This window comes from Halorussus vallis (assembly GCF_024138165.1).
Taxonomy (GTDB): Archaea; Halobacteriota; Halobacteria; order Halobacteriales; family Haladaptataceae; genus Halorussus; species Halorussus vallis.
This window is the reverse complement of sequence record NZ_CP100003.1, coordinates 107,035-124,277: the sequence shown is the minus strand read 5'-3', so window position 1 is coordinate 124,277 and position 17,243 is coordinate 107,035. Positions and strand designations below refer to the sequence as shown.

The following is a 17,243-nucleotide window of genomic DNA, read 5'->3' as shown; positions in this document are numbered from 1 at the left end:
CACATGGATTGGCTACTGAATTCATTTCAATCTAGGAGACGACTGACTCCGTCCGATTGATAAAGAAGCCCCATCCTTTTTCAGCAATCTTTTCCGCACCTCGGTTACAGATGTTTTCTTACTGGAAGTAAAATCTATAAGCATTGCTCCGTAGATTAGTCTATGGGGATTCAAGTAGACCAGCTGAAACGACGACTCCATCACCCGGAATACACTGGCGAAAATCGCTGCATACCATGTACGAGCGTGAATATCGCCCTTGCAGCAATCGCGAGTGTAGCTGTCAGTACATTCTCCATCCCAGCTGGAATAGCCGTCGCCGGTCTTTCCGCCACGATTATCTATTTCAGGGGCTATCTCGTGCCTGGAACGCCCACACTCACGAAACAGTATTTCCCGGATCGAGTCCTCCGCTGGTTCGATAAAACTCCACGAACGACCGTGGATACCACACTGGATACGGAAGAACAATTACTCTCGCTTGGCGTCATCGAAGAGACCAAAGGGGACCTCTCACTTACTGACTCATTCGAATCGCAGTGGACGTCGACCATCACCAGAGTGAAGCAGAATCCCGAGGCTCATTTGGCGGCCGAACTTGGCTACTCGAAGGCAGAAGTACGAGATCGAGGCGATGCCTGCGTGGTGGTCGACGACGGTCACGAAGTTGCCCGTCTTCCATCGCGAACTGCGCTGGTCGCCGATCTTGCTGCGGTTAAATTACTTCAGAACCGGACGAAAAACTGGGTTAGGCTCTCAGATAGTGAGCAGGAACAACTACTTACGGGGCTCCGAATTTTCCTTGAGGAGTGCCCAATGTGTTCTGGAACACCGACGTTTGTGGAAACTTTGGTGGAATCTTGTTGCCGCAGTAAATCTGTGATTTTGTATAAGTGTGGAAAATGTGAATCACGCTTAGCAGAAGTGGAGACATAGCCAATAGAGACACTTTTCGTAGTATATAGATTAGTTTCTGGACCTGTTGTGCAATCTCTTTCTCGCGCTGGCCTTGGTTGCCTGGGCCGGGCTCGACGTCATCAACCTACACCGACCCCGGGGAACCCCGTTCGCAAGGACATTTATGAGTTCGACGAGAAAAAGGCGAGGAGTACGGCATCCCTCTCCCCGGCAGTCTCGACGCGGCGCTCAATGTCCGCGAAGGGAGAGGCTTTTTTGGACGCACTGGGTGGTCAAGTCATCGAGGATTTTCAGACAAATGTGCGACTTCGCCGCATTAGAGTTATTTCTTTCCTTTATTAAATGTATAGTTGAGTAAAAATGTGATACTGAGAGTAATGCTCACTGCATAGAACAATAGTTCCTTTGCTCCCGAAACCATTAGATACGCTGTCCAACTGAAAAAAGAGAGAGAGAGCAAACCTGAGAGCAGTTTGTCGTAATTACTATAGAATTGGCGAAGTGCGTCACATGATCCCGGAATGAGAGTCTCTAATGCAACGTATAACAGAGTGGAAATTACGACCGTGTGAATAATAATCCATGAAATGTTCAGTTCGTTGTTAAGAATCCACTCCTGTACATACGTATAAATAAATGCTATATATAACAATGTAATGACTACCCTGCCCAACTTCCCCGAAAACAGCCGCGAAAATTCCTGCCACATTACCGATTACGACGTTAGCAAACTACTTAACCGTAGTGAAAAGGAGTTGTCACGAACCTGGGCTGGCTCTTCCTTTTTACTGAGTCATAGGCGTTTCCGATTACGCCGATTAGAGCAGTATCTACGAGCCGCTTTGCATGCATATGGATCTGGAAGATCAAAGCCTGCACATCCGAACCCTATCGAAATCCCACAAATCGGGAAATTAAGGCGACCCTTTGTTAGTCTCCGGAGGCAAACTTCTAACCCTGCGATACAACCAGCGGCTTGATCGCCGAGGCCTATGATTCTCAGATTTATGCAAGTAATGCTAAACGAGACGCACAACGGGCTTGGTGTCTCGTGTTCCATGATATTGTGTTTTTCTTGAATCTTTGTCACTCCGCTATCTACATGGTACCTCTTGTCATAGTACATCGCGTTGTAGAACTCCTTATCGCTATCCACCCATGCATTGATTTTTACTGAATCGTCCATTCGTCCTTCGTTATCGCTCACGAGGGTTTCTATCTCACTGCGCTTGGAGTCGGTCACACCTCGACCAAAAGACGGTGCAGAGTCCCCGTCAGAGAATTCTACAAATCCGTCTTGGATTGATGTAGGCCATCCTAAATTTCCAGCTAGATCGTCGATCAACGATTGGGGCATCTTCGACCGATCCAAGTAGGCGATCGCAGTTGTCGAGGAACTATTTGGATTCACCACTCCAAGGTTTCCATATTCGATCGGAACCTTAATTCCGAAACTATCGACGCCAGAATTCGCGTTGAAGTGGTTCACACGTTTCGCGCTCGTCGTATCGGTGGTCGGATTATTGAGTTCGGTCAGCACTTCTTGGGCGGCGGTCGTGTTTAGAGCGTCTTGTGCAACCGACGAAGAGGTAGTAACCTCAGCGAGCGATCTGTCGACAAAGGGGTATCTACCGACAGAATCGTAGTAAGCGGGAGACCCAGTCCCGCCAGTGTAGAAGCCGAAAGTGCCGTTTTGATACGTCGTATCGTCCACTATCTTTGTCGCCGCAATGAACACTCCGTTTTCGTCGCTGAGGACGGCTCTTATCGAGTTCTTGAGCAACTGAATGGCTAACTGGTATTCTTTGCCCTCCTTGATCTCTACATCGACGCGATCGAGTGCTACTGAAGTTCCACTTTCCCTCCGGAACATAGAGAGTTTGTTATTAACCGTGTCTGCGGATGCCCAGTAGCAGTTGTCTATCGGGTTGTCAGGGTCCTGAACACAGGCCAACAATCCCGGTTTCGATTGGCTATTCGTTCCAGCTTGAATGTGGCAACTGTACTCGTAACCTCTTGGTGATCGAAGCGACTGGTGTGCGATTCCTGTGTAGTTATTCTCACATTTGAGCGAGGAGACGCCATTGAGCACTGTCGACGACTGAATCGAATACGCTCCAGTTGACCCGCCGTAGTTAGAGAGGGCCCCAGCTCTGAAGTTATCGAGTGTTCTCCCCTCTGCGTCTGCTCTTCGAACGCTGTCAAAGTATCCCGAACTCCCTCCTGTCAATCCAAGTCCGAGGAGCCCTCCAGTGAGCGTCGTGTCGTGCCTTCCCATCGAAGCAAGAACTGTACCAGATTGATCTTTGATCGAGCCGATGACGAAACTTTTCTGGAAATTGATAACGAGTGTATAGACCGTTTCTTCCTCGATTGACACGCTATGTTCACTGAGTAGATTAGACGTTCCAGAATCCTGTCGGTAGAGTTTCAACTGGTCGTTTACGGAGTCAGCTTCGAGATAATAGCAATCCTGCATCGGGGAAGAGGAATCTTGCACCGCGGCCAAGAGTGCAGGCTTTCCGTTACTGCCGTTTTCTGCCATCACTTTAGCGGCATAGGTGTTCCCCCGAGTTGTTTCTGTGACAGAATGTGCGATAGCACTCCCTGTACTCGTTCCTTTGAGCGTCTGATTCCCTTCGAGAACTGTGGAGTTCTGCACGGTGAAACTCCCCGTGTCGCCACTGTACTCGCTCAGGTCACCGTCCTCAAAGTCGTCGAGGACAGACTCGTGAATGGCGACGTAGTCGAAGTAGACCGTGCCGCCTGACGATCCGAGATACGCGTCGTAGCCAATTCCACCGCTCGTCCATGTGGAATCAGTCCCTGTGATCTGTGCGACTTGCCCACCATCACAGTCGTACAGCGTTGCAGTGTGGGCTCCCGTCTTCCGCCAGTCAACTTCGACATTGTACCAGGTATCCTCAGAGAGCGTGAATCCGGAGGTCTGTTTCTCGAGGAGGGTCGCCGACGCGTTTTCATAGCGGTACAGTTTGAGGTTATCGTTCGCGAAATCCACCCGAACGAAGTATCGGTTCGTATGGTCCTGCACACCATACGTGAAGTTGATGTCGTCAGCTCCACCGGTTCCGCGGACCCAGCTACTAAACACATCGCCAGCAGAGGGGTAGTGGTCCAGACCCGACGTGCTGATCATCTCCGTATTATCATTACTGATTTCAAGAACTGACGACCCACCGTAGGTCGGATTCGACACGACACTAGCTCCGGAGCTCCCGCGGTCGAAGCTGTACTCCGCAAGATCGCTATCTTCGAAGCTATCAATCACTTCGTTGGCGGAGACGATTTCTCGGCCAGAATGGATCTGGGTGTGATCAATGTAGACGGTCCCGCCATCGTCGAGATACGCATCGTAGCCGATACCGCCGGCGGTCCACGTCGAATCAGTTGCCGAGATTTGGCTGATTTGGCTGCCGCTCTCGTCGAACAGCGTGAACACGTGCGTTCCGTCGGTTTGCCAGTCTATGTGGACCTCGTACCACGTATCCTGCGAGAGTGGAACGCTCTTGTCGGTCAACAGGGTTGCGTTTCCATCCTCGTATCGATACAGGGCCACATGTCCTTGTTCGGGATTTACACGGGCAAAATATCGGTTAGTGTGGTTCTGGACGCCGTAGGTGATGTTGATCCGGTCCGCATTGTTGGTGCCACGCACCCACGTACTGAACACGTCGCCTGCCGCAGGGTAGTGCTCCAGCCCGTCCATGCTAATCATCTCGGTGTTCGTCCCGCTGATTTCGAGCGCGTGTGAGCCGGCGTAGGTCGGACTCGACACGACGCTTGCCCCACTACTGCCGCGATCGAACTCGTACTCGCTCAGGTCGCCATCCTCGAAGCCATCAACCGTGTTGCACGGCGATTCCTGCTGGGCACGCACAGACTGAACCCCAAGCGATGTGAGGCCAGTGCCGCCAGCGCTGAGGCCCGCGCCAGCCCCGACCATCTTCAGGTACGATCGTCGGTTGATGTCAGCGTCGTTGTTCTCAGTCGTTTCGGCCTTGTTTTCGATCTCTTGCGACATAGTATCTAGGATACACAGAGTTGCAATAAGACTAGCCTCCATAGCGAAAGTAAATATTCAAGTAGTTATAACTGTAACATTCTATGTCATTTTCGACGAGCGGAATGGTGCTACCTCACGGCCTCATTTTTGTCCTTTAGTCGCATAGAGGATTCCCGCTCTTTGAATCCTCGCGTGCTAGTTTCCGCTGTTCACTATCTGAAACACCCTGTTTACAGAAATCCAGCCTCCGAACTAGGGACTCCACAGGCCCGAGATTTTGTATAGCGATATATGATATACAATTTCCCATAGTGCGGAATTCCGATGGTAAGAGACTCCAAATGCCCAATTTCACGCGATGGGCCGAATACAACAAGTGGTCCTGATTATGCCCGTAATCACGACCACTTTGAAGTACCCCGACGCCGTCGGGTAAGCACGAATGCTGCAACCGCCTCACGACGCCGCTTCCCCCGGGGTTGAGCCGCAGCAAGCGGCTGTCTCTCTGCGGGTATTGGACTGGTTGCGAGTTCCGATCCATCGCCGGAAGTCTTATCACGAATTATCTATAATTCGTAATCGAGATGGCGCACTCGCCGCCCCGGTCAGGTCGACCACCTATTCAGCAGCTGCAGACGGTCGTCGACCTTCTCGAGACGCCGGCACTCGCTCGGCTGTACGCCTACATCTTGCAGCACGGCCCCGTCACCGTTTCCGAGATCGTCGACGAGCTCGATATCCCACAAGGGACCACCTACGACTACGTGCAGAACCTCGAAACAGCTGGCTTAGTGGAGAAAACCCGTGATCAGCGACCGTATAAATACGACGCCGAGTCGATTGCACTCACGCTCTCGACGGACGGCGAGACCCAAACGATCACGCCGGCCCTTATTGCAGCCGTCGCCCGCCGAGAGGAGGACGAGGACGTCGACGTCTACATCGAGCGTCATGGCCTCGACAGCCTTGCTGTCGCCCTCGAGTACGCCTACGAGTACGTCGACGGCACGGTCAACCATCGGATTGCGGCCCGGGAGCTTGACCTCTCACCGCTTGAGGCCGAGATCATCCTCCAGGCGCTGGAACCGGTTGCGACCGAGTACGCCGACGCGGCTGCATGACGACGGTCTATATCGCCGATACCGGCGTCTTTGTACGGTGTGGTGGCCCGGACAAGGACAAATTTCAACGGCTTCGTCGGGCACTCCGACAGGCCGGTGTCTCATTGCGTATCCCGCAGCGCGTCTACGAAGAGCTCGGGGGCGATCCTGCAGCGGACGAGTATCCCTCGGGGAACATTCCCTATCCCGATGGATTCGAGGAGGGGTGGATCGTCGTCGCCGACGAGCTCGACTACACCAATCCACTCGTCTCGACAGTGATGGACGAAGCGCGCCGATTCATCGCCAACGAGACCGACCGCGACGAGGATGTCACCGAGAAAGCGGACACGGCACTCGTTGGGCTTGCTGCTCAAGTACTCGACACTGGGGAGGCAGACCACGTTGTTCTCCTAACGACGGACAAACCGGCTGGACGCGCGGCCGAGACGCTCCTCCCTCAACACGGCTTCAGCGACCGAATCGAATTCCGGTACGTCAGCGTCGAGTATCTCGAGACGATCACCGCCAACGAATTTCGGTGACCCATCCCCTGATGTCGATATAGAACTATCCATCTCAACCTATATTAAGAAATCGCGTTGATAGTAGGATATGACAGAAGATACTGGACTACGGAATCAACAGACTACGGGCGAAGACCGCGTGCGGATGGTCGCCCGGCAGCTGTCGGAGCCGCGGACGGCCAACTGGATCGCCTCCGAAGCGGGCTGGTCACACGAACCAACCAAACGCGTCCTCGAACGCCTCGTCGACGATGGGATCCTCCATCGTGACGAAAGCGGCACTCACACGACGTATTACCCTGATTACCGCCGCCAAGCGATGCAGGAGGCGATGCGCCTCCGAGACAGCGGGCACACTGTCGAGGAGCTCACGGACCGTCTCGCCGATATGAAGACGCAGATTCGCGACTGGGAGGACGAATTCGGCGTCGAGTCACCGAACCAGCTTCGTGGAACGCTCGCCGACGAGTCCCTTGACTCCGACGAGGAAGACCGGCGCCGTGAGATCGCCCGCGAGTGGGAGCACCTTCAGCGGCGTATCCAGATCGTTGGCTTCGCCATCCGCGAATGGGACTTCCTCGCTCCGACGACAGAGCCTGCCGAGGCCAACAGCTAACGGATGTCGGTCCCACATCCAGGTGGTGATCCGAACGCGAACCTCTACGCTCGATAGAAGCTCGCCACCCACCCACGTGTTCACACATGGGGGAACAACTTATCACTCTGCCCCGCGTAATTCGTATCATGAGCCAGGAATCGCTTGACGATACGATCAAATTCCGTGCTGGGCCGCTCAAAGAGGCGGCGAACGAACTCGATTCCGTCCATCTGGGCGGAATCAACATTAGTGAACTCGCACGCGAAGGGCTCACTCAGATGCTTCGGCGAGCGATGACGGACGACGACAAGATCGCGATTTACGAACGCTATTCAGCGGGCGACCTCTCGGAGGACGCTGCTCGCGTGCTCCTCGGTGAAGAGTTCGACCTGCTCGAAGAGGACATTGGCGATTTCCGTGAGGCTGCCAAGGATGACACTAGTGACTATCTCGTCTAAATGGCAAGTGACGACACTCGGTATCCGATCTTGGTCGATACGGACGCGCTGATTGCCGTCGCGAACAGCCCCTTGTGGACCGAGATAACCGACCAAATCGGCCTCACGACGACAAACGTTTGCAAACAGGAACTCAAGCGACACGTCGAGAACACACGCGAGACAGCGCCAGAGGGAAGCCGTCCGTACCGGCTTCATTACGGGAGCCGTACCGCGCTCGATGCGCTCGAGGATAACGAAACACCGCTCACCCAGGTGACGAGCGTCCCCCGTCCCCACGGAGCGGACGCCGGCGAGGAATCGCTCCGACAGGAAGTGCTACAGAACCCGGGGGCCGTTGACTACGTCATCTTGATGGACGCGGCGGGCCGGCGCTCGATTCGTCGTGCTGTCGACGACCAAGACGAAGATATCCGTGTCGTGACACCGCCGTTTTTGTTCTACATTCTTTACGACAACGAGCTAATTTCGCGTCGCGAGTTCTGCGAAGCGTGCGGCGAGATGTTGGAACGTGAGGGCTGGACCGGATACAACGCCGTGAAAGCTGCGTGGGAGGCGATCCCGATTGATTGTAGTGATATTCTGGACGACCACCTGCTCCCGTGACGAAACCGTATGAATCAGAACACCTCATCGACACGCGATGGTTCGACACCGCTCGACGACAGCTTCGAGCGCTACCTGCAGGACAAGGGGAAAGGCCGGGGTGGCGATGGCGGGAACTACCGACGCAACGCGGCGCGCGAGCTCGAGCGGTTCGCCGAGTGGGCCGCCGGCGACCGCGGTGACGACGACTGGACCGGTATCACTACCGACGACGTCGACCGCAAACCCACCTTTGAGGACCTCGACGAACGCGTCTTCCGGGAGTACGCCCGGCACCTCGCCGGTGATCGCGGGCTCAAGCAGAATACCGTACAAACCTATTACCGCTATATCTCTGCGTGGTGTGGCTGGTGCGTCAACGAGGGTTACCTCGAGGCCCACTACGCTCAGCGGGCGAGTGCGATGGCTCCACTTCCCGAAGACGACGGCCGCAAGCCCGGCGACCAGCAGGCCTGGACGTCCGAGCAGCGCCACGCCTTCACCCGCCACGTCGACGAACGGGCCCGCGACGCCGTCGAGGCGTACACGACCCTCTCGGAGGATACTGACCCCCTCGACAAACAGCGAGCGCGCTACGCGGCGCTGAAGGCGGCTCGTGACCGGGCGCTGGTGTTCGTTCTCGCGTACACCGCCGTTCGGGTCGGGGAACTCCTTCGAGACCCAAACGATCCGCGCCGGCGCGGCGTCCGCTGGGAGGACCTCTCCCTCGACGACGGGAGTATGGACGTCTACCGGAAGAAACAGCAGTGGGACGCCGCCAGTCTCCCCGACCCGGTGATCTCGCCCCTGCGGAGCTACCGCAAGCTGATGGACCCGCCGACGGACCGCTGGCCGGTGTTTTCGACGTTCGACCAGCGGACGCTTGCGACGCTCGTACAGGACGAGCTGGCCGACCGAGGGAAACACCCGGATACAATCGACGATAGACGTAGCGAGTTCGCTCGTGACCTCTTATTGGCGCTCGATGAGGACGTGCGACCGCCGTCGATCACGACGGACGGCGCACGGTCGATTCTCCAGCGACTCTCAGAGGCCGCAGAGATCGACATCGACCATCCGAAACACGACTATCTCGCCCCTCACGGCGGTCGACGTGGGATGGGAGAGGTCCTCGTTCGGGCGTTCGGGTACACTGTCGCTGCCCGGTACTTGGACAACTCCGAGGAGATGGTTCGCGAACGGTATTCGCATATCGAGGCTGGGGAACTCGGTGATGTTGCGACTGAGGCACTTTCCGAAATTGACGACTATCTGGGAACAGGTGCATCCCCGGGATAACGTTTTGCTGTTGTCCGGAGAGGTGTGTTCACCGTTAGGGGGGACTCCGCACTGGTCATTTCGATAGCTGTTCCTCTAGAGGACGCGTAGCTGGCTCGTCGACTTCGAGGGGACCGCGAACGATGCCAACGTTGCTCGTTGCCTCCTGACTGATGCGTTCTGCGATCGTTCCAAACATAATCCGAGACGCTTCGCTCCGTTCGGACAGCCCGACACAGATCGTATTGTAGTGATTAACGGTCTCGAGGATCGTGGCTTCGATATCATCGGCAACGATGACCTCACTCTCATACTCCTCTGGATCGAGTCCTGCTTGGTGTGCAACGTCTTCGATCACTGCTTCCCCTCGTTCGACAGCAGCGGATTCCGGTTCTCTTTCTGGCTGAACGTTCACTAGTGTCGGGACGCTCCCGTCGACGGTCGCAAACTCAGCAGCCCGCCGTGCAGCAACCGGCGAGTGGGGCCCCGGACCTGCCAGGGCCACGGTGGTACCGATCGTCTCGTCGTGGAGCGTAACGAGAGTGACTTCACATGGTGCCCTCTCGACGACGGAGTCGAGATTCGGGCCGAACACGTGCCCCAGTCGAGTGAGCGTTCCCTTCCAGCCGAGCAGCACTTGATCGGCGTCCTCTTCGAGAATCGCCTCAAGAATCGTCTCGTCGACGCGCTGTCCGGTCATCGCCACCGTCCGCAGATTCACGTCCATCTCCGCTGCGATATCCCGTGCCGCTTCGAGGAGGTCGTGCTGGTGGTCGAGGCGCTCGGCTTCGATGTTCTGTTGTGGTGACGGGTCGGCAACCTGGAGAACGTTCACTGCCACGAGTTCTGGCGTCTCTTCGTCGGTATGTGCGTGTGCAGTTGCCGCTGCCAGTCGGAGGAGGTCCTGCTGTGTCTCGGGATTCACGACTGGAACAACGACCGTGTATCCATCTACTGTCGGCGAGATTGCATCGTCGATGAGGCCTCTGTCGATGGCGTGCTCCTTGACGTAGATGAAGTACCAGCCCACACCGACTCCGACGATTCCTAATCCGAGGAGGATGATGACCGACGCCATCTGTGAGATGACGACGAGCGAGAGTACCACCCCGAGGATCGGTACTGCCGGATACAATACATCGGGAATCTTGAACGACGGATCGTAGTCTTCGGGATCGGCCCGACGGAAGACGACAAGGGCGACGTGGACCATCGAATACGAGACGAGGAAGCTGAAACTCGCAACCTCGGCCAAGAGCGCGACGATCGTCTCGATATTGAGCCCGGCAGCAATCAGTAACGCCGTGACGGCACCGGTTGCGATGATCGCCCGGTGTGGGGTACCGAATCTGTCGTGGGTGACGTTCAGCCAGTTGCTCATCAACTCATCGCGCCCCATCGCGAAGTTCACTCGGGCCGCTGCGAGAATCGAAGAGTTCGAACTGGAAATCGCTGCGATGGCTGCAGCGGCGACGATTGCCACAACTCCGATTGAGCCCATAAACACGACTGCGACATCCGAAACCGGAACGAGTGAGTCACCAAGTGCTTCGTATCGGATGACCCCGGTACTGACAAGCATCACTAATGCGTAGAGGATCGTGACGAGGACGACCGAGAGAATCATCGTCAGCGGGATGTTCCGGCTGGGATCTTTGACTTCCCCTGCGACAGTCGCGATGATCTCGAAGCCGAGAAATGAGACGAAAACGACGCCAGTCGTGGCGATAATCCCACTCGGTCCCGTGGGAGCAAACGGCTCGAGATTGGACGGGTCGATAAAGAACAGACCGAGAGCCACGTACGCCAGGACGACTACGGTTTCCGTCCCAATCATCACGTTTTGTAGCTGGCTCGACTCCTCTGTCCCGTAGTAATTCACCCCGACAATCAGGGCCAGTCCCGCGAGTCCCAGAAGGACAATGAACAGTCGGCCATCGAGAAATGGAATCGGCTCGACGAGGTATTGGCCGAATCCGATCATATAGAACGCGCTGGCGAACATGAGGCCACTCCACATTCCCCATCCGACGATGCTTCCGAACAGTCCACCGAGAGCACGATTCACGTAATGGTAGCTTCCGCCGGCAATGGGCATTCCTGTCGCCAGCTCGGAGAGCGACAGGGCCGCGAGCAACGCGACGAAGCCAGCGAGTATGAAGGAGATCGAACTCGCGGGGCCGGCACCTTCGGCTGCGATTCCTGGTAGGATGAAAATTCCCGCTCCAATCATCGTACCACCGCCTAGTGTCATCGCCTCGAGGAACCCGATATTCCGCTCTAGTTCCCCGCCGCTGTCGTCGGTCATGCTGGTCGCTCAGAAATAGTTGTCATGAAGAGTCTAATTGATGTCTCGAACGACGATCGCAGGTTTCTCGGTTCCATCGAGGATCGGAGTGAGAACAGTTCCCAGAATCCGGCCTCGAAGTGATGGTTCTGTTTCCCCAAGAATGATCAGATCGTGCTCCGCAGCGATGTCGATAATCGCTGACTTCGGATCCTCGGCTCCGGAAAGTTCCCAGTCGAGCCGGTCGCGATCGATTCCCTCCTCCGATAGCCGGTCAGCTGCACCCCGGAGAACAAACTCTCCTTGACTCGGATCGGTCCCCTCCTCAACAGAATGAAACAAGGTGACAGTCGCATCACTCGCTCGGACGAGATCGCCGACGAGTGAGATGATTCGCTCTAGGTTCACGTCTCCTCGAAGGGGAACGAGTATCCGTTCGACGGGTCCGGCTTCACCGGGGACAAAGACCGCGTCGCAGTCGTGTTGATCTGCGACCCGGTCGATGGAATCCTGACGGTCCTTCGTGAAGACGAGGACGCCCTCGACGTCGTGTTCAGTACTGTCAAACTGTCTAACGAGGTCGTCCAATCGCTCTGAGGCGTCGGATTCGTGGTCTTCCTTGAGATGAGCTGGGGCGGTCTGTTTTGGGACCGGATAGTAACCGAGTACCACGAGGTTAACCGGTCGAAGTAGTTCTAAAACCTCCTGATCAGGTGGTTCTGCGACGGAGACGTCGACCGGAACGAGAATCGTCGAGTCACCGGTGAGGGGCATGGGTATACTACCTTTTCCAGACGTGTCGTTTTATACCTCGTGTCGAGGGGCTCCGATCTAACCGTCTTTGAGACAGCATTCAAGCGCACATGTAGAGCGGTCACCCCTCGAGATTTCTGGATTTAACCGTTGGGCTGATACCGAAATCGCCAGTTTGCCACCAAATGTATCCTATGATCGCAAGTGCCGCCGGGAACTGGAGTACCAACGGTATAAATCCCGTCTGCCCGGTGAGCCAGGAGGGCCCGTGGACGGTCAACGAGAGCACGGCTACTGATGGATCAGCAGCTGTCGGAAAGACGTACGCAGAGACGAAATTGAAGCCAGCGTGGATGCCGATTGGGAGGGCGAGCTGTCCCGAACAGAGGTATGCGAGGCCCAGCAAAAGACCGGCACACAGGAAATGGAGACCATTGACGAGTTCAGGTGCTGGATGCGTGAGTGCGAATAGAAGGGCGGACAACCCCAATGCAGTACCGACCCTTACGGGCTGGGACAGCCATCGAAAGTTAAGCCCCTCGATGGCGTTCGAGAGTACGTACCCTCGAAAAACGAGTTCTTCAACAATCGCGATACCCACTGTAATAACGATAGCAAAGCCGAGATCTCGGAGATAGGTGGCTGTTGGAGTGTACTCCACTCCACTAACTGTCATCCAGCCACCAACCAATCCGAGTACAGTTGCTACTGTTGGGATTGCGCCTCCAATTATGAGGCCGACGAGTGCGTCAACCCCCCACCGCCCGTCAATCTCGAGTCCAAACGAGCGAATGGGGCGTTTGTCGATGTAGGTTGCTGCCCCAAACAGGAGCCCAATCACACAGACTGTGAGTATCGTGCGAAGCAAAGCAGACCGGAAGAGGCTGTCACCAGATGGCGCTACGAGGACCGGAATCGAGATGAAGATAATGGTGTAGGCTATCAAGAAGATATATATCCGAAGAAACGCCCGAGGTCGCTGCTCTCGCTTGTTCCATACGACTAAGCGAAGACGCCGGAGATATTCGCGGAGGTACGAGTGCACTCTGGATCCTTGTCCGGTGGTTGGGCTGTAGAGTATTAATCCATGGTATGGTTGCAGACGTTCTTTGAAACAACGAATGTGTATCAAACAGCGTCAACGCCTACGATTCCCATTACTACGCCACCGATAGTCACAGGAACCCAGTAAACTGCTCCCCGAAAAATAGCGACAGCGGCGAAGGCGGTACCCCCTCCAATCGCCAGTTCAGGAAGGGTAGTAAGCACGCCGACGAGTACTACCTCTATGCCACCAGCGCCACCTGGAAGCGGCGTGATCGCAGCGAGAGCCCCAACTGGGATCACGAATAACAGGACGGAGAACGGGATCGGAGAACCGATCGCCAGAAAGGCTAACCAGAGCGCGACCATCTGGAGGACCCAGCCAGCCGTCGAGGCAGCGAGTGCAACAATAATTCCCCGACGATCCCCCGCCACGCGTTCTATAGCGGCGACAAAATGCCTGACCCGAGAGCGGATAGCCTGTCGTGTGGGGGATTGCATCCGCGGGAGAATCCCACCTAGCCGTTTGAGACCTGGAGTGAGAATTCGAACGATCCACGACTGTACCCGAGTTCGCCTTCGCCACGAAAGATATCCGACGGCGGGGGCAACTATAGCAAGGATGATGATACCAGCGACGAGGAATTGCAGGCGCCGCCCGAACGACATTTTGGTGGCGTAATATCCGGCACCGATCAGAGCGAACGTCACCGATGGAATGAAGTTGAGGGTATCTACGCTTGCGATAGCTGCTAGCCCTTGCTCGTATTCCGAGTCAGTTACTTTTGAGATAAGCAGTGCGGTCACCGGTTCACCACCTGCTTGCCCAAATGGGGTGATGTTGTTCGAGAACATTGCTCCGTTGAGAATGAAAAACGATCGTATGAACGAGATCTCGATGTCCATCACCGCCAGGACTGTCCGAAGACCAATTCCCCACGCAGCGAGCCATCCGAGTGTAACTAGGAGGATAAGTGCAACGATACGACGATTAGCGTCAGCAAGTTCCTGAATGAATCCTTCTGCGCCGACAAGATATGCCAATATACCAAAGACGACAAACACGCCAAGAAATCCGAGTGCAGTCGCGCGTACTTGATTCCGGTTCATGAGCCCACCCCTGTAATCCAAATACAACTTTGACTGAGCTCATTTCCAGAACGGAACTGGTATTTCGCTTCCCTGCAAAAACATAGAATTAAACATCTCATCAATATATAACAGATGTTCGGAGTTAGAGCAACTGTCGGCCACAGGATGGACACTCTTCGTATTGTGACTTAACCGTAGTTTCGCAGTTCGGACATTCAAAGTCTGGACTGGAGAGTAATGAGATGTCACTCAATCTCCGAACCATCACTCGGAGTTTTTCCATACCGACACCTTCTTCAAAAAGGCTATGAACTTTTTGCTTCGTCGCTTCCATTCTTAGGTCCCACTAGTGTAATCTGAAACTGTGCTCACTTCGACCGTTTGAATGAATAGCCGGCTTCTTCCAGAGCCCTTTCGACGTGAGGCTCATGGAGGATGTCAAGTTCGCCTTTTGCTTGAACCATCCACTTCTCTCTTCAAACGTAAACTGATAGGTGGCAATAGCGAACTCACCACGATTATCGATGCCCATGACCTCGACGATTATCTCAGTCGTGTACTCGTAGAGTTTTTGTCGGTCACTTCCTCCATAAGCGCTCTAGAAGACTATTTCTCGGCTGGACATAAAGCCGCCAGGAGCGACGTTGAGTAGCAACTCGCCGGAAATTGCTTCAACGCACGTCATTTATCATACTCGGCCTCCCGCGATAACGTATGACGATCTATGAAACCGAAGTTCCAGGGGTCGGTCATAAATTCGAACTCGAACTGGATGGTGAGGAACGACTAATTGTACTCATTCACCACGATGGGAAGCGTGAGGTCTATCGCCGTCCTGGAGAAAACCAAGACAGCCAGAAGTTGTTCAGTCTTACTGGTAAGCGAGCGCGCCAGCTTGGCTCTATCCTTGAGGGAGCACACTTTCAGCCCATCGAAATGGACGAAATCCAAGTGCCCTTGGGCGAAGCGATCATCGAGTGGGTCGATATCGATTCATCATCACCATTAGTGGGACAGACCCTCCGGGCGGCCAATATTCGGGAGCAGACCGGCGTATCAATTATTGCAATTCAGCGGGCCGAAAAGACGATAGCGAATCCGATGCCCGATACGACTATCGAGGCTGATGATATCCTCGTCACGCTCGGGAGCCGGGACGAGCAACAGGCGTTCTCCGAACTTGTCGAAACCGGATCTACCGATACTTCGCAGGCCTAAGAATGGCGGAACTGTTGCTTGTCGAGATCGGCATCGCACTGACTGGTATCGCGCTCGCAGGTGCTTTGGCCAACCGCATCGGCCTGTCCGTAATCCCAGCATACATCATCATCGGGATCCTCATCGGACCGAATGAGCCGTCCTCAATTGGCGGAATCTCACTCACCCTCGTCGAACATCGGGAGTTTATCGATGTACTCGCTGAACTCGGTATCATATTCCTGTTGTTCTTCCTTGGTCTCGAGTTCAGCGTCTCTCAGCTGCTGGCCGATCGGAAACGCATCGCGAAAATCGGGAGTATCGACTTCCTCATCAACTTCGGTCTCGGCCTGACTCTTGGTGTCGTCTTCGGCTACACGCTCTTGGAGACGTTCTTCATCGCGGGGATCGTCTACATTTCCTCGAGTGCCGTGATCACGAAGTCACTCATCGATAACGGCTGGGTTGCGAACCCGGAGAGTAGCCCGATCTTGGGCACACTCGTCTTTGAAGATATTCTCATCGCCATCTACTTAGCACTACTATCGGCGGTCGCACTGGGTGAGGGGACAGCTCTGGATGCTGCGATGTCTGTGGGGTCGGCGTTTGCGTTTCTCGGTGTCCTCACCGTCGTTGCGTGGTACGGCTCGGAGTACGTGGAGCGAGCGTTCGACGCGGATTCAGATGAACTATTCCTGCTTCGGGTTCTGGGGATCACGACACTCATAGCCGGTGCAGCTCTCACCGCTGGACTCAGTGAAGCTGTCGCTGCGTTCTTCGTCGGGACAGCGTTCAGCGGAACCGACCATACCGAACGGATCGAGGACGTCGTCGCACCTGCCCGTGACTTCTTTGCTGCTGTGTTCTTCTTCTCGATCGGGCTCACGACAGACATTACATTACTCGCCAACGTCGTCTGGTTGCTCCTTGCAGCCATTCTCGTCACGACTGCTGGAAAGCTGGTGAGTGGCACACTGTCCGGTCAAGTCTACGGATTGGATCGAATACGTTCGGCCCGTGTCGGTTTTGGGATGGTGCCACGAGGTGAGTTTTCTCTCGTGATCGCTACACTTGCTGCCAGTGTTGGCACTGGGGCACTCGGATCCGTAATTCCCGCATTTACGGTTGGTTACGTCTTGCTGATGAGCATCTTGGGGACTGTTCTGATCCAGAACTCGGATCCGATTCTGGACCGTGTTCCACTGAGACTGCGAAAGTCAACACCCGAGTGAAGCCGGGATATCTTGAAGGGCATTCCGACCCTATTTAAGCTCGAAAGCCGTATGCGACGCGTAGGTACCCGTACTATCCCTCATCATGCCTGACCCGAATCCCGATAGCGAGTCGTCGAATGGGGATGAGCTCTCCCCTGAGGATGTCTA

Annotated in this window: 14 protein-coding genes; 9 read left to right on the top strand and 5 right to left on the bottom strand. The window is 55.2% G+C overall.

The window, feature by feature from the left end:
* The first annotated feature begins 162 nt into the window (after window positions 1-162).
* On the top strand, window positions 163-936 hold the full coding sequence (locus tag NGM07_RS24270; protein ID WP_253521659.1) for a DUF8054 domain-containing protein: 774 nt from the start codon (window positions 163-165) through the stop codon (window positions 934-936).
* 775 nt (window positions 937-1,711) lie between these two features.
* On the opposite strand, the gene NGM07_RS24265 is transcribed toward NGM07_RS24270, so the two are convergent.
* A complete protein-coding gene (locus tag NGM07_RS24265; protein WP_253521657.1) occupies window positions 1,712-4,960 on the bottom strand; it encodes a hypothetical protein in 3,249 nt (1,082 codons plus the stop codon).
* A 566-nt stretch (window positions 4,961-5,526) separates the two neighbouring features.
* On the opposite strand from NGM07_RS24265, the gene NGM07_RS24260 reads away from it, so the two are divergent.
* The 6 genes from NGM07_RS24260 (at window position 5,527) to NGM07_RS24235 (ending at window position 9,509) form a co-directional block, all read left to right on the top strand.
* A complete protein-coding gene (locus NGM07_RS24260; RefSeq protein WP_248653074.1) occupies window positions 5,527-6,063 on the top strand; it encodes a DUF7437 domain-containing protein in 537 nt (178 codons plus the stop codon).
* Window positions 6,060-6,587: a PIN domain-containing protein gene (locus tag NGM07_RS24255; protein ID WP_248653075.1), complete on the top strand. Its 528-nt coding sequence runs from the start codon at window positions 6,060-6,062 to the stop codon at window positions 6,585-6,587. The genes NGM07_RS24260 and NGM07_RS24255 overlap by 4 nt, the downstream gene beginning before the upstream one ends.
* Window positions 6,588-6,657: 70 nt before the next feature.
* On the top strand, window positions 6,658-7,185 hold the full coding sequence (locus NGM07_RS24250; RefSeq protein WP_248653076.1) for a DUF7342 family protein: 528 nt from the start codon (window positions 6,658-6,660) through the stop codon (window positions 7,183-7,185).
* Between the two features lie 128 nt (window positions 7,186-7,313).
* A complete protein-coding gene (locus NGM07_RS24245; protein ID WP_248653077.1) occupies window positions 7,314-7,625 on the top strand; it encodes a DUF8065 family protein in 312 nt (103 codons plus the stop codon).
* On the top strand, window positions 7,626-8,231 hold the full coding sequence (locus NGM07_RS24240) for a hypothetical protein (RefSeq protein WP_248653078.1): 606 nt from the start codon (window positions 7,626-7,628) through the stop codon (window positions 8,229-8,231). It begins immediately after the preceding gene.
* Window positions 8,232-8,240: 9 nt separating this feature from the next.
* Window positions 8,241-9,509, top strand: a complete 1,269-nt coding sequence (locus tag NGM07_RS24235) for a site-specific integrase (RefSeq protein WP_248653079.1) — start codon at window positions 8,241-8,243, stop codon at window positions 9,507-9,509.
* 55 nt (window positions 9,510-9,564) lie between these two features.
* Here NGM07_RS24235 and NGM07_RS24230 read toward each other — a convergent pair whose 3' ends face one another.
* From NGM07_RS24230 to NGM07_RS24215, 4 genes are all read right to left on the bottom strand, one after another.
* Window positions 9,565-11,796, bottom strand: coding sequence for an amino acid permease (locus NGM07_RS24230; RefSeq protein WP_248653080.1), 2,232 nt, complete (start codon window positions 11,794-11,796; stop codon window positions 9,565-9,567).
* A 33-nt stretch (window positions 11,797-11,829) separates the two neighbouring features.
* On the bottom strand, window positions 11,830-12,549 hold the full coding sequence (locus tag NGM07_RS24225) for a universal stress protein (protein WP_248653081.1): 720 nt from the start codon (window positions 12,547-12,549) through the stop codon (window positions 11,830-11,832).
* A gap of 100 nt (window positions 12,550-12,649) precedes the next feature.
* Entirely contained in the window at window positions 12,650-13,474 is an 825-nt protein-coding gene (locus tag NGM07_RS24220; RefSeq protein WP_248653082.1) for a CPBP family intramembrane glutamic endopeptidase, read from the bottom strand.
* A gap of 182 nt (window positions 13,475-13,656) precedes the next feature.
* Window positions 13,657-14,682, bottom strand: a complete 1,026-nt coding sequence (locus NGM07_RS24215) for a lysylphosphatidylglycerol synthase transmembrane domain-containing protein (RefSeq protein WP_248653083.1) — start codon at window positions 14,680-14,682, stop codon at window positions 13,657-13,659.
* 696 nt (window positions 14,683-15,378) lie between these two features.
* Here NGM07_RS24215 and NGM07_RS24210 point away from each other — a divergent pair.
* Both NGM07_RS24210 and NGM07_RS24205 read left to right on the top strand, forming a co-directional pair.
* On the top strand, window positions 15,379-15,882 hold the full coding sequence (locus NGM07_RS24210; RefSeq protein ID WP_248653084.1) for a cation:proton antiporter regulatory subunit: 504 nt from the start codon (window positions 15,379-15,381) through the stop codon (window positions 15,880-15,882).
* Between the two features lie 2 nt (window positions 15,883-15,884).
* Window positions 15,885-17,093 (top strand): cation:proton antiporter, encoded by a 1,209-nt coding sequence (locus NGM07_RS24205; protein WP_248653085.1) that lies wholly within the window; start codon window positions 15,885-15,887, stop codon window positions 17,091-17,093.
* Window positions 17,094-17,243: the final 150 nt, after the last annotated feature.

Coding starts and splice junctions, on each gene's coding strand:
- NGM07_RS24270 (WP_253521659.1), top strand. CDS start 163: ATGGGGATTCAAGTAGACCAGCTGAAACGACGACTCCATCACCCGGAA.
- NGM07_RS24265 (WP_253521657.1), bottom strand. CDS start 4,960: ATGTCGCAAGAGATCGAAAACAAGGCCGAAACGACTGAGAACAACGAC.
- NGM07_RS24260 (WP_248653074.1), top strand. CDS start 5,527: ATGGCGCACTCGCCGCCCCGGTCAGGTCGACCACCTATTCAGCAGCTG.
- NGM07_RS24255 (WP_248653075.1), top strand. CDS start 6,060: ATGACGACGGTCTATATCGCCGATACCGGCGTCTTTGTACGGTGTGGT.
- NGM07_RS24250 (WP_248653076.1), top strand. CDS start 6,658: ATGACAGAAGATACTGGACTACGGAATCAACAGACTACGGGCGAAGAC.
- NGM07_RS24245 (WP_248653077.1), top strand. CDS start 7,314: ATGAGCCAGGAATCGCTTGACGATACGATCAAATTCCGTGCTGGGCCG.
- NGM07_RS24240 (WP_248653078.1), top strand. CDS start 7,626: ATGGCAAGTGACGACACTCGGTATCCGATCTTGGTCGATACGGACGCG.
- NGM07_RS24235 (WP_248653079.1), top strand. CDS start 8,241: ATGAATCAGAACACCTCATCGACACGCGATGGTTCGACACCGCTCGAC.
- NGM07_RS24230 (WP_248653080.1), bottom strand. CDS start 11,796: ATGACCGACGACAGCGGCGGGGAACTAGAGCGGAATATCGGGTTCCTC.
- NGM07_RS24225 (WP_248653081.1), bottom strand. CDS start 12,549: ATGCCCCTCACCGGTGACTCGACGATTCTCGTTCCGGTCGACGTCTCC.
- NGM07_RS24215 (WP_248653083.1), bottom strand. CDS start 14,682: ATGAACCGGAATCAAGTACGCGCGACTGCACTCGGATTTCTTGGCGTG.
- NGM07_RS24210 (WP_248653084.1), top strand. CDS start 15,379: ATGACGATCTATGAAACCGAAGTTCCAGGGGTCGGTCATAAATTCGAA.
- NGM07_RS24205 (WP_248653085.1), top strand. CDS start 15,885: ATGGCGGAACTGTTGCTTGTCGAGATCGGCATCGCACTGACTGGTATC.